Source organism: Flavobacterium chungangensis, from assembly GCF_042654045.1.
In the GTDB taxonomy this organism is placed as follows: Bacteria; Bacteroidota; Bacteroidia; order Flavobacteriales; family Flavobacteriaceae; genus Flavobacterium; species Flavobacterium chungangensis.
Genome location: NZ_JBHSFY010000001.1, coordinates 487033 through 513959, shown reverse-complemented (window position 1 = coordinate 513959; position 26927 = coordinate 487033). Strand labels below are relative to the sequence as shown.

General features: G+C 32.3%; 29 protein-coding genes. 24 read left to right on the top strand and 5 right to left on the bottom strand.

Annotated features, from left to right (window positions below; translation table 11 throughout):
• Positions 1–16 precede the first annotated feature (16 nt).
• Entirely contained in the window at positions 17–1027 is a 1011-nt protein-coding gene (locus ACFO3N_RS02320) for a glycosyltransferase family 9 protein (RefSeq protein ID WP_379795059.1), read from the top strand.
• A gap of 201 nt (positions 1028–1228) precedes the next feature.
• On the opposite strand, the gene ACFO3N_RS02315 is transcribed toward ACFO3N_RS02320, so the two are convergent.
• From ACFO3N_RS02315 to ACFO3N_RS02305, 3 genes are all read right to left on the bottom strand, one after another.
• Positions 1229–1573: a hypothetical protein gene (locus ACFO3N_RS02315; RefSeq protein WP_379795058.1), complete on the bottom strand. Its 345-nt coding sequence runs from the start codon at positions 1571–1573 to the stop codon at positions 1229–1231.
• Positions 1574–1804: 231 nt separating this feature from the next.
• Positions 1805–2113 (bottom strand): hypothetical protein, encoded by a 309-nt coding sequence (locus ACFO3N_RS02310; protein WP_379795057.1) that lies wholly within the window; start codon positions 2111–2113, stop codon positions 1805–1807.
• 163 nt (positions 2114–2276) lie between these two features.
• Entirely contained in the window at positions 2277–3329 is a 1053-nt protein-coding gene (locus tag ACFO3N_RS02305) for a 2Fe-2S iron-sulfur cluster-binding protein (RefSeq protein ID WP_379795056.1), read from the bottom strand.
• Between the two features lie 128 nt (positions 3330–3457).
• Between ACFO3N_RS02305 and ACFO3N_RS02300 the strand changes: the two genes are divergently transcribed.
• From ACFO3N_RS02300 to ACFO3N_RS02210, 19 genes are all read left to right on the top strand, one after another.
• A complete protein-coding gene (locus ACFO3N_RS02300; protein WP_379795055.1) occupies positions 3458–4918 on the top strand; it encodes a DUF5687 family protein in 1461 nt (486 codons plus the stop codon).
• A gap of 81 nt (positions 4919–4999) precedes the next feature.
• Complete coding sequence (locus ACFO3N_RS02295; protein ID WP_379795054.1) at positions 5000–5695, top strand: ABC transporter ATP-binding protein; 696 nt, start codon at positions 5000–5002, stop codon at positions 5693–5695.
• Between the two features lie 90 nt (positions 5696–5785).
• Positions 5786–8398, top strand: coding sequence for a type IX secretion system periplasmic lipoprotein PorW/SprE (gene porW / locus ACFO3N_RS02290; RefSeq protein WP_379795053.1), 2613 nt, complete (start codon positions 5786–5788; stop codon positions 8396–8398).
• A gap of 12 nt (positions 8399–8410) precedes the next feature.
• A complete protein-coding gene (locus ACFO3N_RS02285) occupies positions 8411–8809 on the top strand; it encodes a bactofilin family protein (RefSeq protein ID WP_250834613.1) in 399 nt (132 codons plus the stop codon).
• Positions 8790–9017, top strand: a complete 228-nt coding sequence (locus ACFO3N_RS02280) for an AtpZ/AtpI family protein (protein WP_095930601.1) — start codon at positions 8790–8792, stop codon at positions 9015–9017. Before ACFO3N_RS02285 ends, ACFO3N_RS02280 begins: the two co-directional genes overlap by 20 nt.
• A gap of 58 nt (positions 9018–9075) precedes the next feature.
• The gene (locus ACFO3N_RS02275) at positions 9076–9468 is read left to right on the top strand and encodes a hypothetical protein (protein ID WP_379795052.1); all 393 of its coding nucleotides are present in this window, start codon (positions 9076–9078) and stop codon (positions 9466–9468) included.
• Positions 9469–9586: 118 nt separating this feature from the next.
• Positions 9587–10762, top strand: a complete 1176-nt coding sequence (atpB, locus tag ACFO3N_RS02270) for a F0F1 ATP synthase subunit A (protein WP_095930603.1) — start codon at positions 9587–9589, stop codon at positions 10760–10762.
• Positions 10763–10795: 33 nt separating this feature from the next.
• The gene (gene atpE, locus ACFO3N_RS02265; RefSeq protein ID WP_008465835.1) at positions 10796–10993 is read left to right on the top strand and encodes an ATP synthase F0 subunit C; all 198 of its coding nucleotides are present in this window, start codon (positions 10796–10798) and stop codon (positions 10991–10993) included.
• A 90-nt stretch (positions 10994–11083) separates the two neighbouring features.
• Positions 11084–11584 (top strand): F0F1 ATP synthase subunit B, encoded by a 501-nt coding sequence (locus ACFO3N_RS02260; protein WP_095930604.1) that lies wholly within the window; start codon positions 11084–11086, stop codon positions 11582–11584.
• Positions 11585–11588: 4 nt separating this feature from the next.
• The gene (gene atpH, locus ACFO3N_RS02255; protein ID WP_379795051.1) at positions 11589–12122 is read left to right on the top strand and encodes an ATP synthase F1 subunit delta; all 534 of its coding nucleotides are present in this window, start codon (positions 11589–11591) and stop codon (positions 12120–12122) included.
• 37 nt (positions 12123–12159) lie between these two features.
• A complete protein-coding gene (gene atpA / locus ACFO3N_RS02250) occupies positions 12160–13737 on the top strand; it encodes a F0F1 ATP synthase subunit alpha (RefSeq protein ID WP_111378768.1) in 1578 nt (525 codons plus the stop codon).
• Positions 13738–13827: 90 nt separating this feature from the next.
• Positions 13828–14688, top strand: a complete 861-nt coding sequence (gene atpG / locus ACFO3N_RS02245) for an ATP synthase F1 subunit gamma (protein WP_320495311.1) — start codon at positions 13828–13830, stop codon at positions 14686–14688.
• Between the two features lie 791 nt (positions 14689–15479).
• Positions 15480–15926, top strand: a complete 447-nt coding sequence (locus tag ACFO3N_RS02240) for a GNAT family N-acetyltransferase (RefSeq protein WP_379795050.1) — start codon at positions 15480–15482, stop codon at positions 15924–15926.
• Between the two features lie 95 nt (positions 15927–16021).
• Entirely contained in the window at positions 16022–17482 is a 1461-nt protein-coding gene (locus tag ACFO3N_RS02235) for a lipopolysaccharide biosynthesis protein (RefSeq protein ID WP_095930609.1), read from the top strand.
• A gap of 28 nt (positions 17483–17510) precedes the next feature.
• The gene (dut, locus tag ACFO3N_RS02230; RefSeq protein ID WP_198855027.1) at positions 17511–17945 is read left to right on the top strand and encodes a dUTP diphosphatase; all 435 of its coding nucleotides are present in this window, start codon (positions 17511–17513) and stop codon (positions 17943–17945) included.
• Positions 17946–18009: 64 nt separating this feature from the next.
• A complete protein-coding gene (locus ACFO3N_RS02225) occupies positions 18010–19026 on the top strand; it encodes a sugar phosphate nucleotidyltransferase (RefSeq protein WP_379795049.1) in 1017 nt (338 codons plus the stop codon).
• A gap of 48 nt (positions 19027–19074) precedes the next feature.
• The gene (locus ACFO3N_RS02220) at positions 19075–20427 is read left to right on the top strand and encodes a tetratricopeptide repeat protein (RefSeq protein WP_379795048.1); all 1353 of its coding nucleotides are present in this window, start codon (positions 19075–19077) and stop codon (positions 20425–20427) included.
• A 14-nt stretch (positions 20428–20441) separates the two neighbouring features.
• A complete protein-coding gene (lolB1, locus tag ACFO3N_RS02215) occupies positions 20442–21221 on the top strand; it encodes a lipoprotein insertase outer membrane protein LolB1 (protein ID WP_379795047.1) in 780 nt (259 codons plus the stop codon).
• 24 nt (positions 21222–21245) lie between these two features.
• Positions 21246–22499 carry a murein hydrolase activator EnvC family protein gene (locus ACFO3N_RS02210; RefSeq protein WP_320495303.1) on the top strand — a complete coding sequence of 418 codons (1254 nt, stop codon included), beginning with the start codon at positions 21246–21248 and terminating at the stop codon, positions 22497–22499.
• A 41-nt stretch (positions 22500–22540) separates the two neighbouring features.
• Here the strand turns inward: ACFO3N_RS02210 and ACFO3N_RS02205 are convergent, their stop codons facing one another.
• Positions 22541–22708 carry a CBS domain-containing protein gene (locus tag ACFO3N_RS02205; protein ID WP_379795046.1) on the bottom strand — a complete coding sequence of 56 codons (168 nt, stop codon included), beginning with the start codon at positions 22706–22708 and terminating at the stop codon, positions 22541–22543.
• A gap of 83 nt (positions 22709–22791) precedes the next feature.
• Positions 22792–22959 carry a CBS domain-containing protein gene (locus ACFO3N_RS02200; RefSeq protein ID WP_379795045.1) on the bottom strand — a complete coding sequence of 56 codons (168 nt, stop codon included), beginning with the start codon at positions 22957–22959 and terminating at the stop codon, positions 22792–22794.
• A gap of 124 nt (positions 22960–23083) precedes the next feature.
• Between ACFO3N_RS02200 and rbfA the strand changes: the two genes are divergently transcribed.
• The 4 genes from rbfA to ACFO3N_RS02180 all read left to right on the top strand — a co-directional run bounded on the left by rbfA (position 23084) and on the right by ACFO3N_RS02180 (position 26912).
• Positions 23084–23476 (top strand): 30S ribosome-binding factor RbfA, encoded by a 393-nt coding sequence (gene rbfA, locus ACFO3N_RS02195; protein ID WP_095930618.1) that lies wholly within the window; start codon positions 23084–23086, stop codon positions 23474–23476.
• A gap of 1 nt (position 23477) precedes the next feature.
• A complete protein-coding gene (locus ACFO3N_RS02190; RefSeq protein ID WP_379795044.1) occupies positions 23478–24677 on the top strand; it encodes an ABC transporter permease in 1200 nt (399 codons plus the stop codon).
• A 172-nt stretch (positions 24678–24849) separates the two neighbouring features.
• On the top strand, positions 24850–26277 hold the full coding sequence (locus tag ACFO3N_RS02185) for an MATE family efflux transporter (RefSeq protein WP_379795043.1): 1428 nt from the start codon (positions 24850–24852) through the stop codon (positions 26275–26277).
• Positions 26278–26369: 92 nt separating this feature from the next.
• The gene (locus ACFO3N_RS02180; RefSeq protein WP_379795042.1) at positions 26370–26912 is read left to right on the top strand and encodes a DUF6934 family protein; all 543 of its coding nucleotides are present in this window, start codon (positions 26370–26372) and stop codon (positions 26910–26912) included.
• Positions 26913–26927 lie beyond the last annotated feature (15 nt).

The window sequence follows — 26927 nt, the reverse complement described above, 5'->3', positions numbered from 1 at the left end:
TAAGCATATAGCCGTCATGAGACTATCCGCAATGGGAGATGTCGCCATGACGGTTCCTGTTTTACGCACTTTTGTAAAACAATATCCAACGGTAAAACTAACCGTTATTTCTCGCCCATTTTTTAAACCTTTTTTTGACGGAATTCCTAATCTCGAGTTTTTTGCTTTTGATGAAAAAGAAAGGCATAAAGGTTTTCCTGGTCTTGTGCGCTTATATAAAGACGTAAAAAAATTGAAAATTGATGCTTTTGCAGATCTTCATAATGTTTTAAGATCTAAGATTGTGAGTTTGCTTTTCGCTTTAAGCGGAAAAAAAAGAGCAACCGTTGATAAAGGCCGAGAAGGAAAAAAAGAATTAACGCGTGAAGAAAACAAGATTTTCAAACAATTGCCGACCATGTTTGAAAGACATGCAAAAGTGTTTGAAGAGTTAGGTTTTCCTTTAGATTTATCGAAACCAGCATTTCCTGAAAAAGCAGTTTTAAGTTCTGATATTTTACAGATTATCGGAAATGAAAATCAAAAGCTTATTGGAATTGCGCCTTTTGCACAATATGATTCTAAAGTTTATCCCTTGGACTTAATGAAAGAGGTAATTGAAAAATTGGCTGAAAATTCATCATATAAAATTTTGCTTTTTGGTGGAGGAAAAAAAGAAATCGAAATTTTAGATTCTCTTGCTCAACCATTTGAAAATGTAATTAATATGGCTAGAAAAATTAAATTTCAGCATGAATTACAATTGATCAGCAATCTCGATGTAATGCTTTCTATGGACTCTGGAAATGCACATATCGCAGCAATGTTAGGCGTAAAAGTGGTTACTCTTTGGGGCGCAACACATCCGTACGCAGGATTTTTGCCATTTAATCAAACTTTAGAAAATGCATTGACTTCAGACCGAAATCAATATCCACAATTGCCAACCTCAGTTTATGGCAATAAAGTTGTTGAGGGATATGAGGACGCGATGAGGACAATTTTACCGCAACAGGTTGTTGACAAACTTACAGAACAGCTTTTATAAATATTTAGAAAATAGGCAAAAACGATAGTTACTTGCAAGCTTCGGAGAAGCGAAATATTTATAGCAAAGAATAATGTCTACAATATTAAAGCTCCAGAGAAGCGACATATTTTTTCATAATATAGTCGCTTCTCTGGAGCTTCTTTCGTTTGTTTCTGTAAATGTTTTTCCCGGTTGGAGTATTGCTGGTAAAAATAATATTTAAGCAATATTTTTATTTAAATCGTATCTCTCATCAGAATCGAGGAAAGAATATCCGATAGTTTTTTTTCTTTTTTTGTTTACTATAATAGTAACAAAATTATTTTTGTCTTCGGTTGACAATAGAATATGTTCGAATTTATCGGATGAATCTCTATAAATTTTATAAATTAAGTCATGATCTTTAATTTTTTTAGATAAAATTTTAGCCGATTTAAGTCTGCTTACATAAGGCCAGATATTAAAAATATTCGAATCTGTCTTTTTTACTTCTACCATTTTTTCGGTCAAAGTTGAATTGTATTTTTCTCTTTCGAGTAACTTCGGACCTTTTTTGTTTTTCATTTTTATAATAACTGCCAGAACGCATAGCGAAGCAGTTACAACAAGCATAATAAATAGATATAAATGAAAGTGTTGAACGTGAGCTGTCATGATATTTAATGTTTTAAATGTTTTGACAAATTTGATTTAGCTCTACAAATTCTCAGATTATGAGATTGAGATTGCCATAATTATACCCCTAATTTAATGAAAAATCGGCAATATTTCGTCAAAATTTTGCTTTTATTTCAATTAGAGCCAAATCTTCTCATCACGGCAGCGACTGTAAATGTAACTTTTTAGATTTGTAATGGTTTCCTGATAATTTGGTGCGTCATAACCGTAGCGTTCATGTTCCATTTGTTCTCTTTCGATGGCATCACATCCTTTTATAACTTCTTTGATCATGTCGAGTAAAGCAAGTTCTTTATTGTCGGTTTTTTGAAATTTAAATTCAACAATTTCATCCTGAAGTTCTTCGCAGTAATCCACCAGCTTCATAACTTCTGGTTCTTCCAAAAGATATTCTTTATTTCTAAAAATTTCTCGTACAGATTTCATAAACAATTAATTTTCAATTTTTTAAATTCCAAATTCCAAGTCAGATCTTTGACAAAGTTTTAAAGTTTGGCAAAGATTAGAAATAACGCAATTAAACAAAAAAAATTCCAAACCCCAATTGTAAAGTTGGAATTTGGAATTTTTGATATTGGAATTTTACAGATTAAACATCGTCGTAATCAACATAAATGGTCTCTGATGTTGGATGTGCCTGACAAGTTAAAATTAAACCTTCAGCAATTTCGCTATCTGTTAAAATAGAATTTTTAGTCATTTCTGCGCTTCCTTTTGTAACACGGCCTAAACAGCTGCTGCAAATTCCGCCTTGGCAAGAATAAGGAGCGTCAACACCTTGTTTTAGAGCTGCATCAAGAATAGTTTGTTTTTTAGACATTTCAAAAGTAGTTTCTTCATCGTCTACCAAAACAGTAATTTTTGTATGCCCTTCTTGAGAACCTTGAATTTCATGTTCTTCAGAAGAAGAGGTGAACAACTCAAATTTAATTGCAGATTCTTTTACATTTTTCTCTTTCAAAACATCAGAAACGGTGTTAATCATTTCTTCTGGTCCGCAAAGGAAAAACTTATCAAATTGAAGTTCTTTGTGTTTGTTGTTTAAAACAAAATTCACAGCCGATTTTTCAATTCTTCCAAATAAAGCATTTTCAGCTTTTGCTTGGCTGTACACATAATGGACAAAAAATCTGCCTACATATTGTAATTGCAGATCGTGAAGTTCTTGATGAAAGATTGTACCTTCAGGAGTTTTATTTCCGTAAACCAATACAAATGAACTTTTTGGTTCATTTTTTAAAACCGATTTTATGATAGAAAGAACCGGAGTAATTCCGCTTCCTGCAACAAAAGCCGCGTAGTTTTTTTGTCTTTCAGCATCTGGTTCAAAAGTAAATTTACCTTCTGGCTGACCTACTTCAAGAACATCTCCTGCTTTCAGTTTTGTATTAGCAAACTGAGAAAAAAGACCATTTTTTACTGCTTTTACAGCAATTCTTAATTCGCCGCTATCTGGTGCAGAGCAAATAGAATATGCACGTCTAATTTCTTGATTATCAAGAGTTAATTTTAAATTTATATATTGACCAGCTATAAATTTATAGTCAGATTTTAGTTCTTCAGGAACATTAAAAAGAATCGAAACAGCATCTGCAGTTTCGCGTTTAACCTCTTTAATTATAAGTTTTAAGAATGAAGGCATGATAGAATTTTTATGCAAAAGTAGCAAACCACTATTAAAATTTTAGCACGAAATTATTTTTTTTAACTTTTTTTGTAACGTTTTCCTACATTTGGTCTCTTACTACAAAAATATTAAAACCATAAACCATGATTAAGAAGTTTATTTATCTCGAATGGAAGGCCTTTATTCGGTCGGCATCTTTCGGTAAAAATCTAACAATGAAAATAATAATAGGTTTTTTGATGATCTATTTTTCATTGATTTTTATTGCTATGGGAGTGGGGGCATTTTATATGCTTAAGGAAATGAATTTGGAACCTCTGGCAACGTTAAACAAATTTCTAATTTATTATTTTCTAGGCGATTTAGCAGTTCGATTGTTATTACAGTCAATTCCTGTATTAAACATCAAACCTTTGCTAGCTCTTCCTTTAAAGAAAACAACCATTGTTCATTTTTCTTTAGGCAAAACTATTTTATCTTTTTTTAACTGGATACACGCTTTATTTTTTATTCCATTTACAGTTGTCCTAATTTTAAACGGATACGATGTTGTGCAAATTGTTTTTTGGCATTTGGGAGTAATGTCCATTATTTACATTAACAATTTTCTGAACATTATTTTAAGCAATATCGATAGACTATTTGCTCTTTTTCTACTGCTAATTGTAGTTCTAGGAGGTGCGCAGTATTATCAATTATTTGATATTACCGAGTTTACAACTCCATTTTTTCAAAGCTTTTATGAAATAGATGGATTGTTTTTGATTCCGATTCTAGTATTATTTGCGTTGCATTATTTTACATTTAAATACTTCGAAAAGAATTTATATCTCGATGCAGGACTTTCTGTCAAACATGATGTTGCCTCTACAGAAAATCTTTCTTGGCTAAATCAGTTTGGTACTTTGGGTACTTTTCTTAAAAATGATATTAGACTCATCAAAAGAAATAAAAGATCAAAAACTACTATAGTAATGAGTGTGATCTTTTTGTTCTACGGATTGATTTTTTTCGGAAATACACATCAACCGGCTGCTATGCAAATTTTTGCTGGAATATTCGTTTCAGGAGGATTTCTATTTGTCTTCGGACAGTTTGTACCTAGCTGGGACAGTTCATATTATCAATTAATGATGACACAGAATATTCCGTATAGAGGTTATATTACCGCAAAATGGTGGCTAATTGTAATTGCTACTTTTATTTCTACAATTCTAGCATCTTTTTATCTTTTTTACGGATGGGAAGTTTATCTCACCATTGTAGTTGGTGCAATTTATAATATTGGCGTAAATTCTCATTTGGTGCTTTTGGGTGGTGCTTTTACTAAAACACCAATTGATTTAAGCAGTGCTGGTGGCGCATTTGGAGATAAAAAAGCGTTTAATGTAAATTCGATGCTTCTGTCTTTGCCCAAAATATTTCTTCCTTTATTATTGTATTGGCTTGGACTTCGTTTTGCAGATAAAACTGTAGCATTAAGCTTGGTTGCAGGAGCTGGTATCTTGGGCTTTATATTTAAAGAAAAAGTGTTTTCAATAATAGAAAAGAGATACAAAATAGAAAAATACAGTACAATAAGTGCTTATAAACAAAAGGGTTAATTAGATAATTTGTCAATTTGAAAATGAGATCATTATCTTCATTTTATATCTAAAATCTGAAATCAACAATCTAAAATTATTATGATACAAGTAAATCAGCTTTCAAAAACATATAACGGAACAACAGTTTTAAACATTAATAATCTAGAAATCCCAAAAGGACAAAGTTTTGGATTGGTGGGAAATAACGGAGCAGGAAAAACAACTTTTTTCAGTTTACTTTTAGATCTAATCCAGCCTTCAACGGGATATATAAAAAGTAATGATATTCAGGTAAATACAAGCGAGAATTGGAAATCTTTTACAGGATCTTTTTTAGATGAAAATTTCCTTATCGGGTATTTAACTCCAGAAGAATACTTTTATTTTATTGGTGATTTACGCAATCAGAATAAGGCAGATATTGATGCGTTGCTAGCAAAACATGAGGAGTTTTTTAACGGAGAAATTTTGAACAACAAAAAATACCTTCGTGATTTATCTAAAGGAAATCAGAAAAAAGCGGGTATTATTGCGACACTTATTGGTAATCCTAAAGTTGTAATTTTAGATGAGCCTTTTGCCAATCTTGATCCTACGACAGTAAGTAGATTAAAAAAAATTATCAAAGAATTAGCCGATGATCCAAATGTAACTGTTTTGGTTTCAAGTCATGATTTACAGCATACTGTAGAAGTTTGCAATCGTATTGTGGCGCTTAATAAAGGCGAAATTGTTAAAGATATTCAGACCTCAGAAGAAACCTTACAAGAATTAGAATTGTTTTTTGCTGTGTAAGAATTTCTATATTTCAAAAAGAAGCGTATTTTTACAAATGAATATACTAAAACCAATTTTTAGTAGTTATCTGTTTTAAACTCTTTTCTATTGAAAAAGAATACTCTTAAATATAGTTTTACTTTCGTTTTTTTATTCTTTTTGATAGCTTGTTCTACCAAAAAAAATACCTTTTTGGCTCGAAGTTCTCACTCGATCGGGACAAAATATAACATTCTTTATAATGGAGGAATTGGTCTAGATAAAGGTTTAAAGTCCATTCAGGCCAATAACGAAGATAATTTCTGGAAACAACTGCCAATTGAAAAAATGCAGTTTGATGAAAATTTTTCTGAAGCCGAAAAAGCAAAAAATCCTGATTTTGAAAAAGCAGAGACCAAAGCTACAAAAGCCATTCAAAAACACTCCATGAATATTGGCGGAAGAGAAAGAAACTGGCAGATTGATGAAGCGTATTTGATGCTGGGAAAAGCAAGATATTACGATCAGCGTTTTATACCAGCAATTGAGGCATTCAATTATATTTTATACAAATATCCAGAAAGCAATAATATTTATACGGCAAAAATCTGGCGTGAAAAAAACAATATGCGTTTAGGTAATGACGCGATTGCTCTTAAAAACATTAAAATTTTACTTAAAAAAACAGATTTAGATAAGCAAACTTATGCAGATGCCAACGCACTTTTGGCAGAGGCTTTTTTAAATCTGGAACAAAAAGACAGCGCTGTTTCTAGACTTAGAGTTGCAGAGCAATTTACTCGAAATAATGAAGAACGCGCAAGATATCGTTTTATCCTTGGCCAAATGTATCAGGCAGAAGGAAAACGTGACAGCGCCATTTATTTTTATGATGCGGTTATTGATTTAAACAGAAAAGCAGATCGTAAGTACATGATGCACGCTTACGCGAAAAAAGCACAGATGTTTGATTATGGAAAGGATAATGATACGATTTTCTTAAAAACATTTAATAAATTGGTGACTGATCGTGAAAATCGTCCTTATTATGATGTTCTTTTTTATGAAATGGGAGTTTATTATGATAAAAAGAAAGATCAAGAAAACGCATTAAAATTTTACAATAAGTCTTTAGGAAGAAAATCTAAAGATCCATATTTGATGGCTTCTGCTTATAGAAACATTGGAAACATGTATTTTAAAAATACAGATTATTCGATGGCAGCAAAGTATTATGATAGTACTTTGGTTAAACTAGATCCTAAAACTAGAGAGTTTGCATTTATAGAAAAAAACAGAAAAAATCTTGACGATGTAATTAAATACGAAGCGATTGCAAAACGTAATGACAGTATTATAAAAGTATATAATCTGCCACCAAACGATAAGAAAGTTTATTTCGAAAATTATATTGCAGAACTTAAAAAGAAGGACGAAGCAAAAAAACTATTAGAAGAAAAAGAAAAAGAGCGATTAGCTAATATAGACCGAAACTCTCAAGCAGATTTTTCAGGAAATGGAGCTGTTAATCCTAATTCTTTGGGTAAACCAGTAGAACCAGAAGGAGTTGGAATGCCTCCTGGAGGAAATGATAATGCCAGTTCATTCTATTTTTATAATCCAACAACAGTTGCTTACGGAAAACTACAGTTTAAAAAAATGTGGGGTAACAGAACTATGGGTGGAAACTGGCGATTGTCAGGTATAAAAGGTGCAAATAGCGATGCTATGAATGATACTATTTCTACCAAAGAAGTTGCCAATGTACTGAATGATACAATTGTGCCAGAAAAATATACTGTAGCCTATTATGTAAAACAGCTTCCGAATTCGCAAACTGCAATGGATAGTATTGGTAAAGAGCGTAATTTTTCATACTATCAATTAGGACTTATATATAAGGAGAAGTTTAAAGAATATAATTTGGCTAGCAACAAGTTAGAACAACTGCTTCGGAACAATCCTGAAGAAAAATTGGTATTGCCATCAATGTATAATTTGTACAAAATTTATCAAATTACAAATCCGGCAAAAGCCGAAGCTATAAAAGCCGAGATTTCATCTAAATATCCAGATTCGAGATATGCTCACATTTTAAACAATAAAGAAGACGATCCAAATTCTAGTCCAGACAAAGAATATCAAAAATGGTATAAACTTTTTGAAGAAGAACATTTTGATGAAGTCTTGGCCAATATTGATAATCTAATTAATCAATATTCTGGAGATGATATTGTTTCAAAATACGAATTGCTAAAAGCCAATACTTCAGGAAAAGTATATGGTTTAGAAGCCTATAAAAAAGGACTTGAGAACGTTGCAGATAATTACCCAAATAGTGAAGAAGGTAAAAATGCAAGAGAGATTTTAGAAAAACAAGTTCCTGTTTTGGAGAAACTTAACTTTACAACAACAGATACTAAAAACTGGAAAATACTATATCGTGTTGCAAACAACGATACAAAGGCGGTTAAAAGAATAGAAGAAGCAATTAGAGTATTTTTATTAGTTGAAAACTACGAAAGATTGACAACATCTCTAGATAAATACAATAAAACAGAAAGTTTTGTAGTTATTCATGGTTTAAAATCTGAAGCTTATGCAAATGATATTGCTGGAGTTTTTAGAGAAGATAAGAAATATAAAATTCCAGATCAAGCAATCATTATATCAAATGATAATTACAAAATTGTTCAGATTAAAAAGAATCTAGACGCATACCTTACCCCGAAAACCCCTTAAATCTTAACCGCCATGTTTGAAAAAGTAAAAAAAAACGGAACTGAACAATTAGGAAAAACGAATAGAATTGTTGAAGGAACATCAATAATAGGAGATATAGTCTCTAAAGCCGACTTTAGATTAGACGGTGAGTTGATAGGAAATTTTACTTCGCAGGGCAAAATTGTGATAGGAGCAAAAGGAGTTATCAAAGGAGAAATTATTTGTAACAATGCAGACATTGAAGGAGAATTTCATGGAAAAATAAAAGTTCTTGAAACCCTTAATATTAAATCGACTGCTCAAATTCATGGAGAAGTAGCAGTAGGAAAACTTTCTATAGAACCAGGAGCTGACTTTACAGCAACCTGTACTATGCTTGCGCATTCAAATACAGTAATAATGCTAGAAGATGGAAAAGGAGCCGAATAATAATAGGAGAAATAAATGGTTGGCATTTATTAATATTCCCTTTCAAATGGGAGTAATCATTTTCGTATTCTCTTATTTCGGAACCTGGCTCGACGAGAAACATCCAAGTCCAAAAGTATATTATAACACCATTTTTGTATTAGCCGGTGTTGGAGTTGCATTGTACAATGTAATCCGACAAGTAAACGATATCAATAAAACAAAGTAGTTTGTAAATAAAAATGCCTTAAGATAAAAGTTGCATCTTTGCACAAAAATTATTTTAAATGCTTTCAAAAAATTACAAACCAGTATTTTATTTGTTATGTCTTGCTTTAGGAACTTATTGTATTCATAAAGCCGCTTTTTTATTTAGTGAAATTAGTACGGAGAAGTTTCATTACAGTTTAGAAATACTGTATTTTTCTTTCTTCGCGATTTCGTCTTTATTATACCTTATATTATTAGTAGTAAAAAAGAAGAATTTTGAAATTGTCGGAATGGCATTTTTATTTGGAACTTTTACACAAATGTTATTAGCCTATTTATTTCTTCAGCCGATCTTAAAAAATAAAATGGGAGAAAGCGATGTTGAAAAAGTCAGTTTTTTTATAACATTTGTGCTGTTTTTGTTATTTCAGACGCTTTTAACTGTCCGATTATTAAATGAAAAGAGTTAAAATAACAATTCTTTAAAACAAGGTTTAAAAATAATTTTTCATATCCTTTTGAATATTAATAAAAAATGTACCTTTGCACCAAATTTTAGAAACGTAAAAAAATAAGATTTTCCACGATATGGTGATTTCAAACAAACCACTCAGCTTTATTCTTGCAGCTTTTGTAGCTTCTCTACCTATTATGGGTTTTGCAAATCAAGAGAATGATTCGACGCATGTTCAAACTGAAACAGCTCACGAAGAGAAAGTAGTTTCACATACTGCTCACGAAGAAGGAGAGCATGTTGCTCTTGATCCAAAGGCTAAAGTAGATGCTTTTATTGATCACCACTTACAAGATTCTCATGACTTTGTTTTCTTTTCAGATGAAAAAGAAAATAAACACTACGGTTTCCCATTACCAGTTATTTTGATTGATGGTGGTTTAAAAGTTTTTTCTTCTTCAAAATTACACCACGGAGAAGAAGTTGCAGAAGTTGACGGTAGCTACTACAAATTAGTTCACGGTAAAATTTACAAAACAGATGCTGCCGGAACAATCAACTTTGATGAGCACGGTCATCCATCAAATGAAAAACCATTAGATTTTTCAATTACTAAAAATGTTGTTTCAATGCTTTTCGTATCAGTACTATTATTAGTAATGTTTACTGGTTTAGCAAGATCATATAAAAAAGGACCAATCCCAACAGGATTTGGTAGAGTTTTAGAACCATTAGTAATTTTCATCAGAGACGAAATTGCTGTTCCAAATATTGGAGAGAAAAAATACCGTAAATATATGGGTTACCTATTAACTGTATTTTTCTTTGTTTGGATCTTAAACTTATTAGGAATGACTCCGCTAGGAATAAACGTTACAGGAAATATTGCTATTACAGTTTGTTTAGCAGCCTTTACATTCATCATTACTCAATTTAGTGCAAACAAAGATTATTGGGGACACATCTTCTGGATGCCAGGAGTACCAGTTCCAATGAAAATTATTTTAGCTCCAATTGAGGTTTTAGGAACATTAACAAAACCATTCGCATTATTAATTCGTTTGTACGCAAACATTACTGCAGGTCACGTAGTAATTATGAGTTTGATCGCAATGATTTTTGTTGGAAAAAATTTAGCAGCAGATTTGCCAATCTCATTAGGATTGACATTATTTATCTCTGTTATTGAAATTTTAGTTGCATTTTTACAGGCATTCATCTTTACAATGTTATCATCATTGTTTATTGGTATGGCAGTTCAAGATCATGATCATGCTCACCACCATGAAGACGAAACAGCAATTATTTAATTTAGAAGTTTAATTTTATATATATAAATAGTTATGGGAACAATTCCAACTTTAGTAGGTGCTGGTTTAGTAGTAATCGGTGCAGGTTTAGGTTTAGGTAAAATCGGTGGATCTGCTATGGACGCTATTGCTCGTCAGCCAGAAGCTGCTGGTAAAATTCAAACTGCGATGATTATTATCGCGGCTTTATTAGAAGGTTTAGCATTCGCTGCTTTGATCTTAGGAAAATAATAAAGAGAGAAATAACAGCATCTTTAACGGTTGGTTAAAGATGTTGTTACTTTTAAAAAAGAAATTAAATATTTAATATAGTTATATAAAATGGATAAGTTAATTAACGATTTTTCATTCGGATTATTCTTCTGGCAGGCTTTAATCTTGGTAATATTAATTTTGCTTTTAGTAAAATTTGCTTGGAAACCAATTATGGAATCTATTACTGCAAGAGAAGAAGGTATTAAAAATGCATTGCTTTCTGCTGAAAACGCAAAGAGAGAAATGGAAAATTTACAAGCTGATAATCAAAGAATTTTGAATGAAGCTCGTGCAGAACGTGACGCGATGTTGAAAGAAGCTCGCGAAATGAAAGAGAAAATGATTGCTGATTCTAAAAACGAAGCTCAAGAAGCTGGTCAAAAAATGATTGATCAAGCTAAAGCGGCTATCGAAAGCGAAAAAAATGCTGCAATGGCAGAATTGAAATCTCAAGTTTCAACTCTATCTTTGAGTATTGCTGAAAAATTATTGAAAGAAGAACTATCTAATAAAGAATCTCAAACTAAATTGGTAGAGAAATTATTAGGTGACGTAAAGTTAAACTAAGATTATGGCAAGTACAAGAGCAGCAATTCGTTATGCAAAAGCAATTCTAGACTTAGCAAACTCTAAAGGTGTTGCCGAAGCTGTCAATAACGATATGAAATCAATTGCAAATGCAATTGAGACGAATCAAGAATTGAGTACATTTATCCAAAACCCAACAACTACTGTTGAAGTTAAAGAAAGTGCTCTTTTGGAAGTTTTTGCAGATGTAAATGGAGTAACAAAAGGTTTGTTTCATTTATTATTTGAAAATAAAAGATTCGAAATTCTAAATGCAATTGCATTAGAATACAATAAATTATTTGATGAAAGTAATGGTGTTGAAGTAGCAAAAGTTACAACAGCTATTCCAATGGATGCAGACTTAGAAGCTAAAGTTTTGGCAAAAGTTGCAACTTTATCAGATAAAAAAATTACAATAGAAAATGTAGTAGATCCTTCAATTATTGGTGGATTTATTTTGAGAATAGGAGATAATCAGTACAACGCTTCAGTTGCTAACAGATTACAAGTATTAAAAAGAGAGTTAAGTAATTAGTTTTATAACACAAAAAGTGTCTAAATTATAAATTAAGATGGCGGAAATCAAACCTGCTGAAATTTCAGCAATATTAAGAAAGCAAGTAGAAGGTTTTGAATCTGGTGCTACGCTAGAGGAAGTAGGATCAGTACTTCAAGTTGGAGATGGTATTGCTCGTGTTTACGGGCTATCTAATGTTCAATATGGTGAGTTAGTGGAATTTGATAACGGTATGGAAGGTATCGTATTGAATCTTGAGGAGGATAATGTTGGGGTTGTATTATTAGGACCATCAACAGGAATTAAAGAAGGATCTACAGCAAAAAGAACTCAACGTATTGCTTCTCTTAAAGTTGGTGAGCAAATGGTAGGACGTGTAGTTAACACTCTTGGTTTTCCAATTGATGGAAAAGGACCAATCGGTGGTGACTTATACGAAATGCCTTTAGAAAGAAAAGCACCTGGAGTTATCTTCCGTCAGCCAGTAACTGAGCCATTACAAACAGGAGTAAAAGCGGTTGATGCTATGATTCCAGTTGGTCGTGGACAGCGTGAGCTTGTAATCGGTGACCGTCAAACAGGTAAATCTACTGTTTGTATCGATACAATTTTAAATCAAAAAGAATTTTACGATGCAGGAAAACCTGTATTCTGTATATATGTTGCAATTGGACAAAAAGCTTCAACTGTAGCAGGAATCGCTAAAATGTTAGAAGAAAAAGGAGCAATGGCTTATACAGTTATCGTTGCTGCTAATGCTTCTGACCCAGCTCCAATGCAAGTTTACGCTCCATTCGCTGGTGCTGCAATTGGAGAATATTTCAGAGATTCTGGTCGTCCAGCTCTTATCGTTTATGATGATTTATCTAAACAAGCTGTTGCTTACCGTGAGGTTTCTCTTTTATTAAGAAGACCACCGGGACGTGAGGCTTATCCTGGAGACGTTTTCTACTTACACTCTCGTTTATTAGAGCGTGCTTGTAAAGTAATCGCTGATGATGGTATCGCTAAGAACATGAACGATTTACCAGATTCTATCAAATCTATCGTAAAAGGTGGTGGTTCATTAACTGCATTGCCAATTATCGAAACTCAAGCTGGTGACGTTTCTGCATATATCCCAACAAACGTAATCTCTATTACAGATGGTCAGATTTTCCTTGATGGAGATTTGTTCAACTCAGGGGTTCGTCCTGCAATTAACGTAGGTATCTCTGTATCTCGTGTTGGAGGTAATGCTCAAATTAAATCAATGAAAAAAGTTTCTGGAACTTTAAAATTAGACCAAGCTCAATTCCGTGAATTAGAAGCTTTCGCTAAATTTGGTTCTGACTTAGATTCTGTTACTTTAAACGTAATCGAAAAAGGAAAAAGAAACGTTGAGATCTTGAAACAAGGTTTAAATGATCCTTATACAGTTGAAAACCAAGTAGCTATTATCTACGCTGGTTCTAAAAACTTACTAAGAAATGTACCTGTTAATAAAGTAAAAGAATTCGAAGCAGATTTCTTAGCTTACTTAAACAGTAAACATAAAGATACACTTAACGCTTTGAAAGCTGGAAAATTAGATGACGCTATTACAGATGTTATCGAAAAAGCGGCAAAAGAAGTTTCAGCAAAATATAACTAATTAGATAATTGGTAAATTAGATAATTAGATAATGTTCCATCATTATTCTAATTATCTAATTTTAAAATTGTCGCATTTTCTAATTAATAGATGGCAAATTTAAAGGAAATCCGTAATAGAATTACTTCCGTTTCATCGACGATGCAGATTACATCGGCTATGAAAATGGTTTCTGCTGCAAAGCTGAAGAAAGCACAAGATGCAATCACTGCAATGCGTCCTTATGCCGAGAAATTAACGGAGTTATTGCAAGATCTTTCTGCTACACTAGAAGGTGAAATAGGAGGAGATTACACTACACAACGTGAAGTAAAAAAAGTATTGTTAGTTGCTGTAACTTCAAACAGAGGTTTATGCGGTGCTTTCAATTCAAATATTATTAAAGAGATTAAAAATCGTACTGAATTTTATGCTGGAAAGCAAGTTGACGTTTTTGCCATTGGTAAAAAAGGTGGTGATGCTTTAGTTAAAACACATAAAATTCACGGTCATCATAATGCAATCTTTGATCATTTAACATTTGAAAATGTTGCTGGAATTGCAGATAATTTGACTGAGAAATTCTTATCTGGAGAATACGATAGAATTGAGTTAGTATACAATCAGTTTAAAAATGCTGCTACTCAGATTGTTCAAGTAGAGCAGTTTTTACCGTTAGCGCCTATTAATACTGATGGTGCTGCTGTTTCTGGAGATTATATTTTTGAACCAGGAAAAGAAGAAATTGTATTGGCTTTAATTCCTAAGTCTTTAAAAACACAATTGTATAAAGGTATTCGTGATTCATTTGCTTCTGAGCACGGAGCACGTATGACTGCAATGCATAAAGCAACAGATAACGCAACTGAATTAAGAAACCAATTAAAATTAACTTATAATAAAGCTCGTCAGGCTGCAATTACAAGTGAGATTTTGGAAATTGTTGGTGGAGCAGAAGCTTTAAATGGATAATTTATCCTATAATATATAAAAAGAAAAGCCAGCTAATGCTGGCTTTTCTTTTTATTGGAAGTTTTATTCTTTTTTAAAAATAATTTTATAAAATGGTGATTCTCAAATTACAGTTAAGTTGAGAATCACTACCATTTTATAAAAATAGACAGATAACTCTGCGTGCTTTGTCTTTCATGGGAACAAACTAGCTTTATTAGTCCCAATGCTCTGTTTTTTTAAGGGTTACAATACAGCAGAATCAATCCCTTGTGCTTTGTCTTTCTTGGGAACAAACAAGCTTTATCAGTCCCAGTGCTCTGTTTTTGTTAGGGTTACAATACAGCTGAATCAATCCCTTATGCTTTGTCTTTTATGGGAACAAACAAGCTTTATTAGTCCCAGTGCTTTCTTTTTTATGAAGGGTTGTTACTAGCTTTCTCATTCCCTTTGAGACAAATTTAAAAAAAGACTGTAAAAAAAATGTTACATAATTTTCATGTTTGTTTTATATATTTCACATGTTGTGTTAAAAAATAGTTGTAATTGTCTGTGAGTAAGTATATTGTTGAAATATTATTACTGTTTAAGTAATTTGGCTAGACATTCCTCAGTTTTGTCTGTTATCGAGAAGTTTTTAAAGCAATTGCTCTTATATAAAACGTATAAAATGTGAATTTATTTTTTCTGTAATACAATCAATGTCCAATAAATTAGTTAAAGACGTTTAAGTAGAATAGATCTATGATGGAAAACAGATTCTTTCGTGATTATATTTTGAGTATTTTTGAATTCTATTTCATTTTTAAATAATGGCTTTACAAATAAAAGAGCTTACGACCATTGAGGAAATGGTGGCTCAAATCAATACAATTCGATTTCTATATCCTAATATATCTCTAGAAAAGTATCAATCATTTCTTTCTGAGATGGTTCCACATAATTACATTCAGATTGCAATATTTGAAGACGAGATTTGTCTAGGTTTGACGGGGTGCTGGTCGGCTACAAAACTGTGGACGGGAAAATATCTAGAAATTGACAATTTTGTTGTTAATCCAGATCGTCGATCTAAAGGAATCGGAAAATTACTTACCGATTATATAGAGAAAAAAGCAATTGAGTTAAATTGCAGCAGTATAGTCTTAGATGCTTTTACGGGAAATTTTGGAGCGCATAGATTTTATTATAATCAAGGTTATGCTCCAAAAGGATTTCATTTTGTCAAAATTTTAGATGAAAAGAAAATGACTGTCTAAAAACGATCGTAAGTTTTCTTTATTGCATCAACAAAAGCTCTATTAAACAAAAGAAATGGTTATTTTTGTCTTACAAACATTATTAGAATTATATTTTGGGATTATATAAAAATCTATTCAAGCAAACGGCAATTTACGGACTGGCTACAGTTTTACCTAGAATGCTAAGTTTTTTATTAGTGAGATTATATACAGGAATTTTGCCTACAGCTGAGTATGGTGAAGTTTCAATTGTATTGTCTTGGATGGTTTTCTTTAACGTAGTTCTTTCTTACGGAATGGAAACTGCTTTTTTTAGATTTTACAGCGCCGAAGAGGACAAGAAGAATGTAATCGCAACGTCTACCATTTCTATATTTTGGACCTCAATAATCTTTCTTTTTGTTGGATTAATTTTTAGAAACACCTTGGCAAATCTAGCCGAAGTCGATGTTCAATACATTACTTATACGGTATGGATTTTAGTTTTAGATGCATTGGTTTTAATTCCGTTTTCTAAACTTAGAGCCAATCAGAGGCCGATGGTTTATGCGGCAATTAAGATTGGAAATGTGGTGATTAACTTACTGCTGAATATATTTTTCTTGATTTATCTGCCAAAATTGGCAGCAGAAAATCCGAATTCTGTTTGGGATAATTTATATGTACAAAATTTCCAAATTGCTTATATTTTCATTGCAAATCTTTTGGCAAGTTTGGCAACTTTTATTGTACTTTCGCCAAATTATCTTTCGCTTGGGCGAAAATTCGATCCTGTGCTTTGGAAGAAAATGATGAAGTATGGATTGCCTATTTTAGTGGCTGGACTAGCATTTGCAGTAAATGAACACTTCGATAAAATTCTATTAGGATATTTACTTCCAGAAAATTTAGCAAAGTCTGAAGTTGGAGCTTATTCTGCTTGTTACAAACTGGGATTGTTTATGGTTCTTTTTGCAACTGCTTTTAGGTTAGGAATTGAGCCATTCTTTTTTAGTCATGCTAAAAATGAAAACGCACCGCAGACTTATGCGGTAATTACCAAGTATTTCGTGATTTTAGGATCATTGATTTTATTAGGTGTAATTGTTTTCGCCGACGTTTTGAAATATTTGTTATTAGACAATAAATCGTATTGGGAAGCCATGAAAGTTGTGCCATTAATTATTTTGGCAAATTTCTTTTTAGGGATTTACAACAATTTATCGGTTTGGTACAAACTAACTGATAAAACAAAAATTGGAGCTTACATTTCTATTGTAGGAGCAATTGTTACCTTGATTTTAAATTATCTATTAATTCCGAAATACAGCTATTATGGTTCAGCAATTGCGACCATTTCAGCCTACGGAAGTATGATGCTTATTTCTTATGTTTTAGGAAATAAATATTACCCAATTCCTTATGACATGAACAAAATTGGCGCTTATCTAGGCGTTTCAATATTGTTTTCAATTATCTCTTTTTACGGATTTAGAGAAAAATATTATGTTGGAATTCCGCTTCTTTTAGTTTTTATGTATATGGTTTACCATTTTGAAAAAGATACTATTAAAGGAATAATGAAGAGAAAATAAGACACTTTTAAAAATTTTATATTTAAAAATGAAAATTCAAATTATCAATAAATCACAGCACGATTTACCAAATTACGAAACGATTGCTTCTGCAGGTATGGATTTGCGCGCCAATATTATAGAACCAATTACGTTAAAACCTTTAGAAAGAACTATTGTAAAAACAGGACTTTTTATCGAATTGCCAATTGGTTACGAAGCGCAAGTAAGACCAAGAAGCGGTCTGGCTGCAAAAAAAGGAGTAACGGTTTTAAATTCGCCAGGAACTATTGATGCAGATTACAGAGGAGAAATAGGAGTAATTTTAGTAAATTTATCTAATGACGATTTTGTAATCGAAAATGGAGAACGAATTGCGCAGCTAATTATTGCTAAACACGAAAGAGCAGAATGGATCGAAGTTGAAACACTTACTGAAACATCAAGAGGTGAAGGAGGCTTTGGAAGCACTGGAGTGAAATAATAAAAAAGTAAGACCAAACCCAATGAAGATTTTATAAAATCTTCACATAAAATCAAATAAGAAAATGAAGATAATTGTGCCAATGGCGGGCCGCGGATCGAGATTGAGGCCTCATACATTAACCGTTCCAAAACCATTAATTCCAGTTGCAGGAAAATCGATCGTACACCGTTTAGTTGAAGATATTGCAAAAATATTAAAAGAACCAATTGAAGAAGTTGCTTTTATTTTAGGAGATGAAGCTTTCTTTGGAGATGATGTTGTGGCAAGTTTAGAAGATTTAGCAAAAGGATTAGGAGCTAAAGCTTCAATCTACCGTCAAGATCAGCCGTTAGGAACTGGACACGCTATTATGTGTGCTAAGGATTCTCTTTCAGGGCCAGCAGTAATTGCTTATGCTGATACTTTAATTAGAGCAGATTTCGAATTGGATCCAGAAGCAGATGCTGTAATCTGGGTAAAACAAGTAGATCAGCCTGAGGCTTTTGGTGTTGTAAAACTAAACCAAAATAATGAAATTGTGGAATTGGTTGAAAAACCAAAAGAGTTTGTAAGCGATTTAGCCGTTATCGGAATTTATTATTTTAAAGAAGTTGGAGTTTTAAGAAATGAACTTCAAAATGTTTTAGATAATAATATCCAGAATGGTGGAGAATACCAGATAAATGATGGTATCAAAGCGATGATGGCAAACGGAAAAGTTTTTAAAACTGGAAGCGTTGACGAGTGGATGGACTGCGGAAACAAAGATGTTACGGTTGAAACTAATACTAGAATGCTTGGTTTTCTTCACAATGATGGAGAACATTTAGTAGATTATGGTGTTACGTTAGAAAATTCAACAATTATTCCTCCTTGCTATATTGGAGAGAATGTAGTCTTGAAAAATACGACAATCGGACCAAATGTTTCTCTTGGAAATGGATGCCACGTAACAGACAGTACAATCAAAAACAGTTTGGTACAAACGTATTCTAAAATTAAAAATGCTAATCTTGATAATGCAATGATCGGAAATCATGTAAGTTACGATGGTAAATTTACAAGTATCAGCATTGGAGATTACGCTGTTTTAGAATAAAATAAAAATTAGCAAAGTTTCGTTTTGTTTAAAATGTAATTTTTACAAATGATCAAAAAAAGAGTTTTTACAGTTTTGTTTTTTGCTTTATTCAGCACATCATTTTCGGTTTTTGCACAAACAGAACCCGAAGATATTGCTATGGCACCAGACGAATACCAAGACTCGTTTTATGAATCTTTAAAACAAAAAGGAATTGAAAATTATGATAAAGCCATTGTATCATTGGAGAAATGTATCAAACTAAAACCCAATGATGCAGTTGCTTATTTTGAATTAGGAAAAAACTATCTGGCGCTTAAACAATATCCAAACGCGCAAGATGCTTTTGAAAAAGCAACACAGCTTGATCCTAAAAACAAATGGTTTTGGCTTGGAATTTACGATGTAAGTTATGAGACAAAAAACTATCCGCTGGCGATTGAAATTATTCAAAAGATAATTGTTTTTGACGAAGAGTATAAAGACGATTTGATTTCGCTGTACATGATTACCAATCAGTATGATAAAGCATTGATCGCGATTAATGAAATGAACGATAAGTTCGGAAAATCTTCTGATCGCGAAATTTATAAAGCGCAGATTTTATCGCAAGGAAAATATCAGAATGCCGAAATTGATAATTTGATTCAGCAGATTAAAAAAGATCCTAAAGAAGAATCTAATTATCTGAATCTAATTCTCTTGTATTCAAAAAATAATGAAAACGAGAAATCACTTGAAGTTGCAAAACAGCTAGCAAAAGAAATTCCAAATTCAGAATGGGCTCAGGTGAGTTTGTTTAAAACTTACTTAGATGCTAATCAAGCAGATAAAGCTATAAAGTCGATGAATGTGATTTTAGCAAGTTCAAAAATCGATTCAAAAATCAAACATAGAACTTTGAATGAATTTTTGATTTATGTAAATAAAAATCCACAGTATTCTGCCGACTTAGAAAAAGCTATTTCTTATTTTGATAATGACAAAGATGTTGACGTGGCTAAAGAAATCGGAAAGTTTTATCACAGCAAAGGACAATTTGAAAATGCCATTAAATATTATGAAAAAGATTTAAACGCCAATTCAGATACTGAGCTTGAAACTAATATGTTATTGCTGGAAGCTTATGCTCAGGCAAAACAATACGAGCCGATGACCAAAAGAGCCATGATGCTGATTGAAGTTTATCCGAGTCAGGCTCAGTTTTATTACTATGCAGGTTTAGGAAGCAATCAGCTTAAACAGTTTAAAAATGCAAAAACCGTTTTAGAAATGGGTCTTGATTATGTGGTGGATGACGTAAAATTAGAATCAAATTTTAATATTCAGTTAGGAGAGGCATACAATGGATTGGGAGATGCAAAGAAAAAAGAGGAATACTTTTTGAAGGCAAATGAAGTATTAAAGAAGAAAAAATAAAAAAGAGAATTCAGATGAAAAAATATATATCAATATTAGTATTGTCTATTGCCGTAATTTCATGTAAATCGAAAGCAGTAGCAGTGCAAGGAAATACAAGCCAGACAATTGCACCAAAAGAAGACAAAAAAGTAATCGAAAAACATTACGATAATAAGTTGGATTTTTCTACTTTATACATCAAAGCAAGTGCAAAATATGTTGATGAAAAACAAAGCCAAAATGTTACGGCTGAGATTAGAATCGAAAAAGATAAACAGATTTTAATAAGCATTCGTTTCTTAGGAATAACAATGGCAAAAGCTTTAATAACACCTGATGCAGTAAGTTATTATGAGAAAATAAACAGTACATATTACGAAGGTGATTTTACTAGTTTAAGCAAATGGTTAGGAACAGATTTAGATTATTCTAAAGTTCAGAATCTGTTGGTTGGAGAAGCATTTGATGATTTAAGAAAAGGGAAATATATTCAAACTATTGTAGATAATCTTTTTAGGCTAGACGAAGAAAAAGATGCCAATTTGAAGAAAACCTTTTTCTTAGACGGAGAGAAATACTTAATTCAGAAAGAAGAAATTTCACAGCCATCAGAAAATAGAACTTTACAAATTGCGTATTCTGATACTAAAAATTTTGATCAAGGTGCTTTGCCTACAAGCATCGAAATCAATGCAGTACAGCCAAAAGGAAAAACAAGTATTAACTTGAATTACAACAATATTTCATTTAATGAAGAACTTTCTTTTCCGTATAGTGTTCCAAGCGGTTATAAAAAAGTTACAATTAAGTAAATTTGCAAAAATAAAAATAGAAAGATGCCAAAATTTCTCCTAAGCCTAGTTTTAGTTTGTGCCACTACATTTGTTTGGGCGCAAGATTCTCAGCAAGAAAAACTGGAGCAGCGTAAAGCTCAAATTCAGCAGGAAATCAGAGATAACGAAAAGATGCTGCAGTCTGTTCGAAAAAAAGAGAAATCTGCTGTGAATGAATATTTAATTCAGGCAAACAAAATCAAGCTAAAAGAGAAATTAATCAATACTACAGCAAAACAAGAAAAACTGATTAGTAATGATATGTACATTAATCAGGTTCAGGTTAATAAACTTAAAAAAGAACTAAAAGTTCTAAAAGAAGATTATGCCGAGATGATTTTAAAATCATACAAAAGCCGTTCTGAACAGAGCCGTGCTATGTTCATTTTATCTTCGGAAAGTTTCTTACAAGCCTATAAAAGAGCACAATACCTAAAACAATATACTGCTTTTAGAAAAAATCAAGGTCTTGAAATTCAGTCCAAAACGGCTCAATTAGTAGATTTTAATGCTAAATTGGATGGTCAAAGACAAATAAAAAAGAAGGTAATTGCTGAAAACCAGAAAGAGAAAGTTACGTTGGAAGCAGAGAAAAAAGAACAGCAGAAATTAGTTAATGCCCTTAAAAAGGATAAGAATAAAATTGCTGCAGATATCAGATCAAAACAAAGTGAAGCGAAAAGAATTGACAAACAAATTGATCGTTTAATTCGTGAAGCCATTGCTGAAGCCAATAGAAAAGCCGCTGCAGAAAGAGCAAAAGCGAATCCAGGATCTAGCGAAGCAAAAGCACCAGTCTCTTCTTCTAAAATTGCATTGACACCAGAAGACAAAATTTTAGCAGCGGACTTTAAAGCCAACAGAGGTAGATTACCATGGCCAGTAGAAAAAGGATTTATTTCTCTTGGATATGGAGATCAGCCACACCCATTGCATCCTTCAATTACAGTTCACAATTCTGGAGTTGAGATTACAACAGAAGACGGGGCAAGCGCTAGAGCCGTATTTGCTGGAGAAGTTTCTAAAGTAATCGTTTTATCACCTGTGAATAAAGCAGTCGTGATTCAGCATGGAGACTTTTTTACCGTGTATCAGAACTTAAGTTCAGTTTCTGTTAGTCAGGGAGATAAAGTGACTATTAAGCAAAACATTGGAAAAGTGAGAACAAGTGGTGATACAGGAAAAACTATTATTAAATTCTTGATTCTTCAAAACACATCGAATAATAATCCTGAAGGATGGCTGCAAAGCAGATAAAAATAAGAGGGAGTATTTTGCTCCCTTTTTATTTCAGTCATTTAATCGTACTGTTCCAAAAAGTATTTCACAACATCAGTTGTGGTTACTATCCCTTTAAGTTCACCTTTATCAACAACGGGAAGAGCATGAAAATCTTCTTTTACAAAAATCTCAGCCAAATCTCTTATTATGGTATCAGATGATACTGTTTTCGGCTTCGAAGTCATAACCTGAGAAATAGTTAGCATTTCTAATATCGCTTCATCGGCATTTTCCTGACCTTCAAATAAAGCTCCAAAAGTTAATCTGTTTATATCCGTTCGGCTAATAATTCCAACAACTTCTTTACCTTTACAATAGGAATGTGACGTATGGCATGTGCTTTTAATTTTTCGACCACTTTTTTAAGATCATCTTTTTCGTTTGCAGTCACTACAGTTTTAGTCATAATATGACTAATTGATTCTCTTTTTTTCATGATAGATTAGTTTTATATTTATATCAAATATGTAGAATAATTCCCTCAAAAGCTATGACCTTTATCAGCTTTTAAAACAATTAAAAGAGCATGTAATACGACTAAATTTTAGTATTTTTGCAGTATGGAAACAAATAGACAGAAAAAAATAGGCGGTGTTATTCAGAAAGATCTGGTTGACATTTTGCAAGGTGAAGTGAGAAAAAACGGAATTACAAATTTGGTAATTTCTGTATCCAAAGTGAGTGTAACTACAGATTTGTCTGTGGCAACAGTATATTTAAGTATTTTTCCACAAGAAAAAGCAAAAGAAACTTTAGAGGCAATTAAAACCAATACAACATTAATCAAACATGATTTATCACAGCGTGTTCGTTTGCAATTGCGCCGTGTTCCTAATTTAGTATTCTTCATAGACGATTCATTAGATTACATCGAGAAAATCGACAATGCACTTGCAGGAAAAGAAAACCCAATAGAAAATCGTGATCTTTTAGAAAAAAGAAGAAAGTCCTAATTTGAATTTCCCCTTATACATAGCCAAACGATATATTTTTAGCAGCAGTAAAAACAATGCTATAAATATTATCAACCGTATTGCCAGCATGGGAATCATTGTTGGTACTATGGCTTTGTTTGTGGTTTTATCTGTTTTTAGCGGACTTAAAGTTTTTAGTCTTTCGTTTACAAACGAAATTGATCCGGACTTAAAATTGACAAATACCTATGGAAAGTCTTTTTTACTTACACCAGATCAAGAAAATCAGATAAAAAAAATAAATGGTGTAGCTTCTTATACCAAAATAATAGAAGAACGTGTTTTGTTTTTATTTAAAGACAAACAGCAAGTTACTTATCTAAAAGGAGTTGATAGTGTTTACCCAGTTGTCAACGATATTAAGAAAAAGCTTTTTAACGGACAGTGGCTAAAATCAGACAGTTATCAGGTTGTAATTGGTTATGGATTAGCTCAAAATTTCTCAATGGGAATTCTTGATTTTGAAAACCCACTTCAGGTTTTTGCTCCTAAACCAGGAAAAGGCGCAATCGAAAATCCAGAAGAAGCGTTCACTAAAACCGATGTTTTGCCTGTTGGAATTTATTCGATCAGTGAAGATTTAGATTCAAAATATGTATTTGCAGATTTAGCATTGGCACAAGAATTACTCATGTACAAACCAAATCAAATCTCTGGAATTGAATTTAAATTAAAAGAAAACGCAGATGAGGGACCAATAAAGGCACAATTAAATTCTATTTTTAAAAATAAAATCACTTTAAAAAATAGAGCACAGCTAAACGAGTCTTTGTATAAAATGCTCAATACCGAAAACATTGCCGTTTATCTGATTTTTACATTAGTTATTATTGTTGCACTTTTTAATCTGATTGGTGCATTGATTATGATGATTTTAGAAAAGAAAGGAAATCTTAAAACGCTGTTCAACTTAGGGACAGATATTACAGGTCTTCGAAAAATATTTTTGCTTCAAGGAACTTTATTGAGTGTTTTTGGTGGATTAATCGGACTTGCTTTAGGTATAGTCCTTGTCCTATTACAGCAGAAGTTTGAACTTATCATGATCACGCCAACTTTGGCTTATCCTGTTGTTTTTACAATAGAAAATGTTCTAATTGTCATGACAACAATTATTTCATTAGGGTTTGTTGCTTCATTAATTGCAAGCAGCCGAGTAAGTAAAAAATTACTGGATTAATTTCTTCTTTAGAAATATTACTTATATTTACTGCCTTGAAAATCTACAGCATATGATTGTTTCTGCCTAATCCTATTTTATTTTTTTAGAATAATTAGGATACTTACGTTTACTTTTTCAGTTCAGATTGCAACTACATCTGAACCAATTTTATCATTTATCCTAAAATATCATGACAGAAACATCTATAAAGGAAAGTTTGATTTCCAAAATTTTTACCACACTAAAACAAGCTTTAAAAGGCGACGAATCTTTTGATTATACTTCTGGAAGTATCAAAAAAGCCGTAATTCTATTGGCCATTCCGATGGTTTTAGAAATGATGATGGAATCGGTTTTTGCTCTAGTCGATTTATATTTTGTTGGACATTTAGAACATAGCAGTTTTGCCATTCAGACTGTAGGTTTGACCGAATCTGTATTGACAGTAATTTATTCGCTCGCAATCGGAATGAGCATGGCTGCAACCGCAGTTGTGGCACGAAGAATAGGAGAAAAAGATCCTGTCGCTGCGGCAAAAGCTGGAATGCAGGCCATCATAATTGCATTTGCAGTTAACAGTTTGATGAGCATCTTGGGAGTTATTTATGCCAAAGAGATTTTAATTTTGATGGGTTCTTCTATAGAATCTGCCGAACATGGTTTCCGATTTACTCAAATTATGATTGGTTCTAGTTTGTGCATTATGCTTTTGTTCTTAATAAACGGAATATTTCGCGGAGCAGGAAATGCAGCTATTGCCATGAAAAGTCTTTGGATTGCGAACATTTGTAACATTATTTTATGTCCAGTTCTAATTAATGGTTTAGAGCCAATTCCCGCTTTCGGACTAGTTGGTGCAGCTTTGGCAACCACTATCGGAAGAAGTATCGGAGTTTTATATCAGGTTTACCATTTGTTTTTCGGAAACGGCATTTTAAAAATCAAAATACCTTATTTCGCTCCCGATTTTAAACAAATAAGAGCTTTGGTAAAAATTGCGGCACCTGGAATTCTGCAGTTTGTAATAGCCTCTTGCAGCTGGATTTTTTTAGCACAATTAGTCGCGACAACGGGTGGCGATCATGGCTCTGCAGGTTATCAGACCGCTTTAAGAATTATGATGTTTTTCATACTTCCAGCTTGGGGATTGAGTAATGCAGCTGCGACTTTGGTTGGACAGAATTTAGGAGCCAAACAAATTGAACGCGCAGAAAAATCGGTTTATACAACAGCCAGATATAATGTAATTTTCATGGCTTCGATTATGATTATTACGTTGGTTTTTGGACAGTATATTATTTCGTTTTTCACGAATGACGAGCAAGTAAAAACCATTGCAATTGAGGCATTGCAAATCATGAGTATCGGATTTATTTTCTACGGAATCGGAATGGTTTTAATCAATACTTTCAATGGAGCAGGAGATACATGGACACCAACCGGAATTAACTTTTTTGGATTTTGGCTGTTTCAAATTCCGCTGGCTTATGTATTAGCAAAACATTTCAATATGGGACCAACGGGAGTTTTTATTGCTATTCCTGTTGCTGAAACTGCGATTACTTTGGCTGGAATTGTTTTCTATAAAAGAGGAAAGTGGAAGAGAATTCAGGTATAAAAATACTTTTAAGACACTATTGAATTTGTAATATTTTGTAAGAAAATTATATTAAATTTGTTTTTTTGTATGTTGACCAAGTTTAATATTTTATGATTAAAATTAATTTAGAAGAAACCTTTGAAGCTATTTACGTAAGTCCAAATTTTGATCAATATATTTTTGAATCTTTATTAAAAGATGATACAATAATTCAACTTAAGGTTAAGTTTACAAACATAGCGGAATCCCTATTACCAAATGTTTATAATTTGGCATTTGGTCCATTTAATGTAAACGGGAAAATAAATGATTCTATAAATCTTAAACATAAGGATAGTAATAAAGTTTTTTCGACAATCATTTTGTTTTCGGTAACTTTTTTAAAAAAGCATCCTAATTCTACAATAGGTATTGATGGCTCAGATGATTTACGAGCAAATCTATATCATAGAATGTTTAGATATAATTATAAAAATTTGAAAGACTTTTTAGTAATTATCGGAGTAGATTGGTATGTTAGATTACTTCGAAACGGAAAAATTGAATTAGATAATAATGGACAGGCATTTTTCAAACCAAAACCAGAACCTTTTGATTTTCAAAGAAAAACAAATGATCTTTATAGATACTATATGTTCAATTTAAATCAATAATGTTTAAATTTGCTT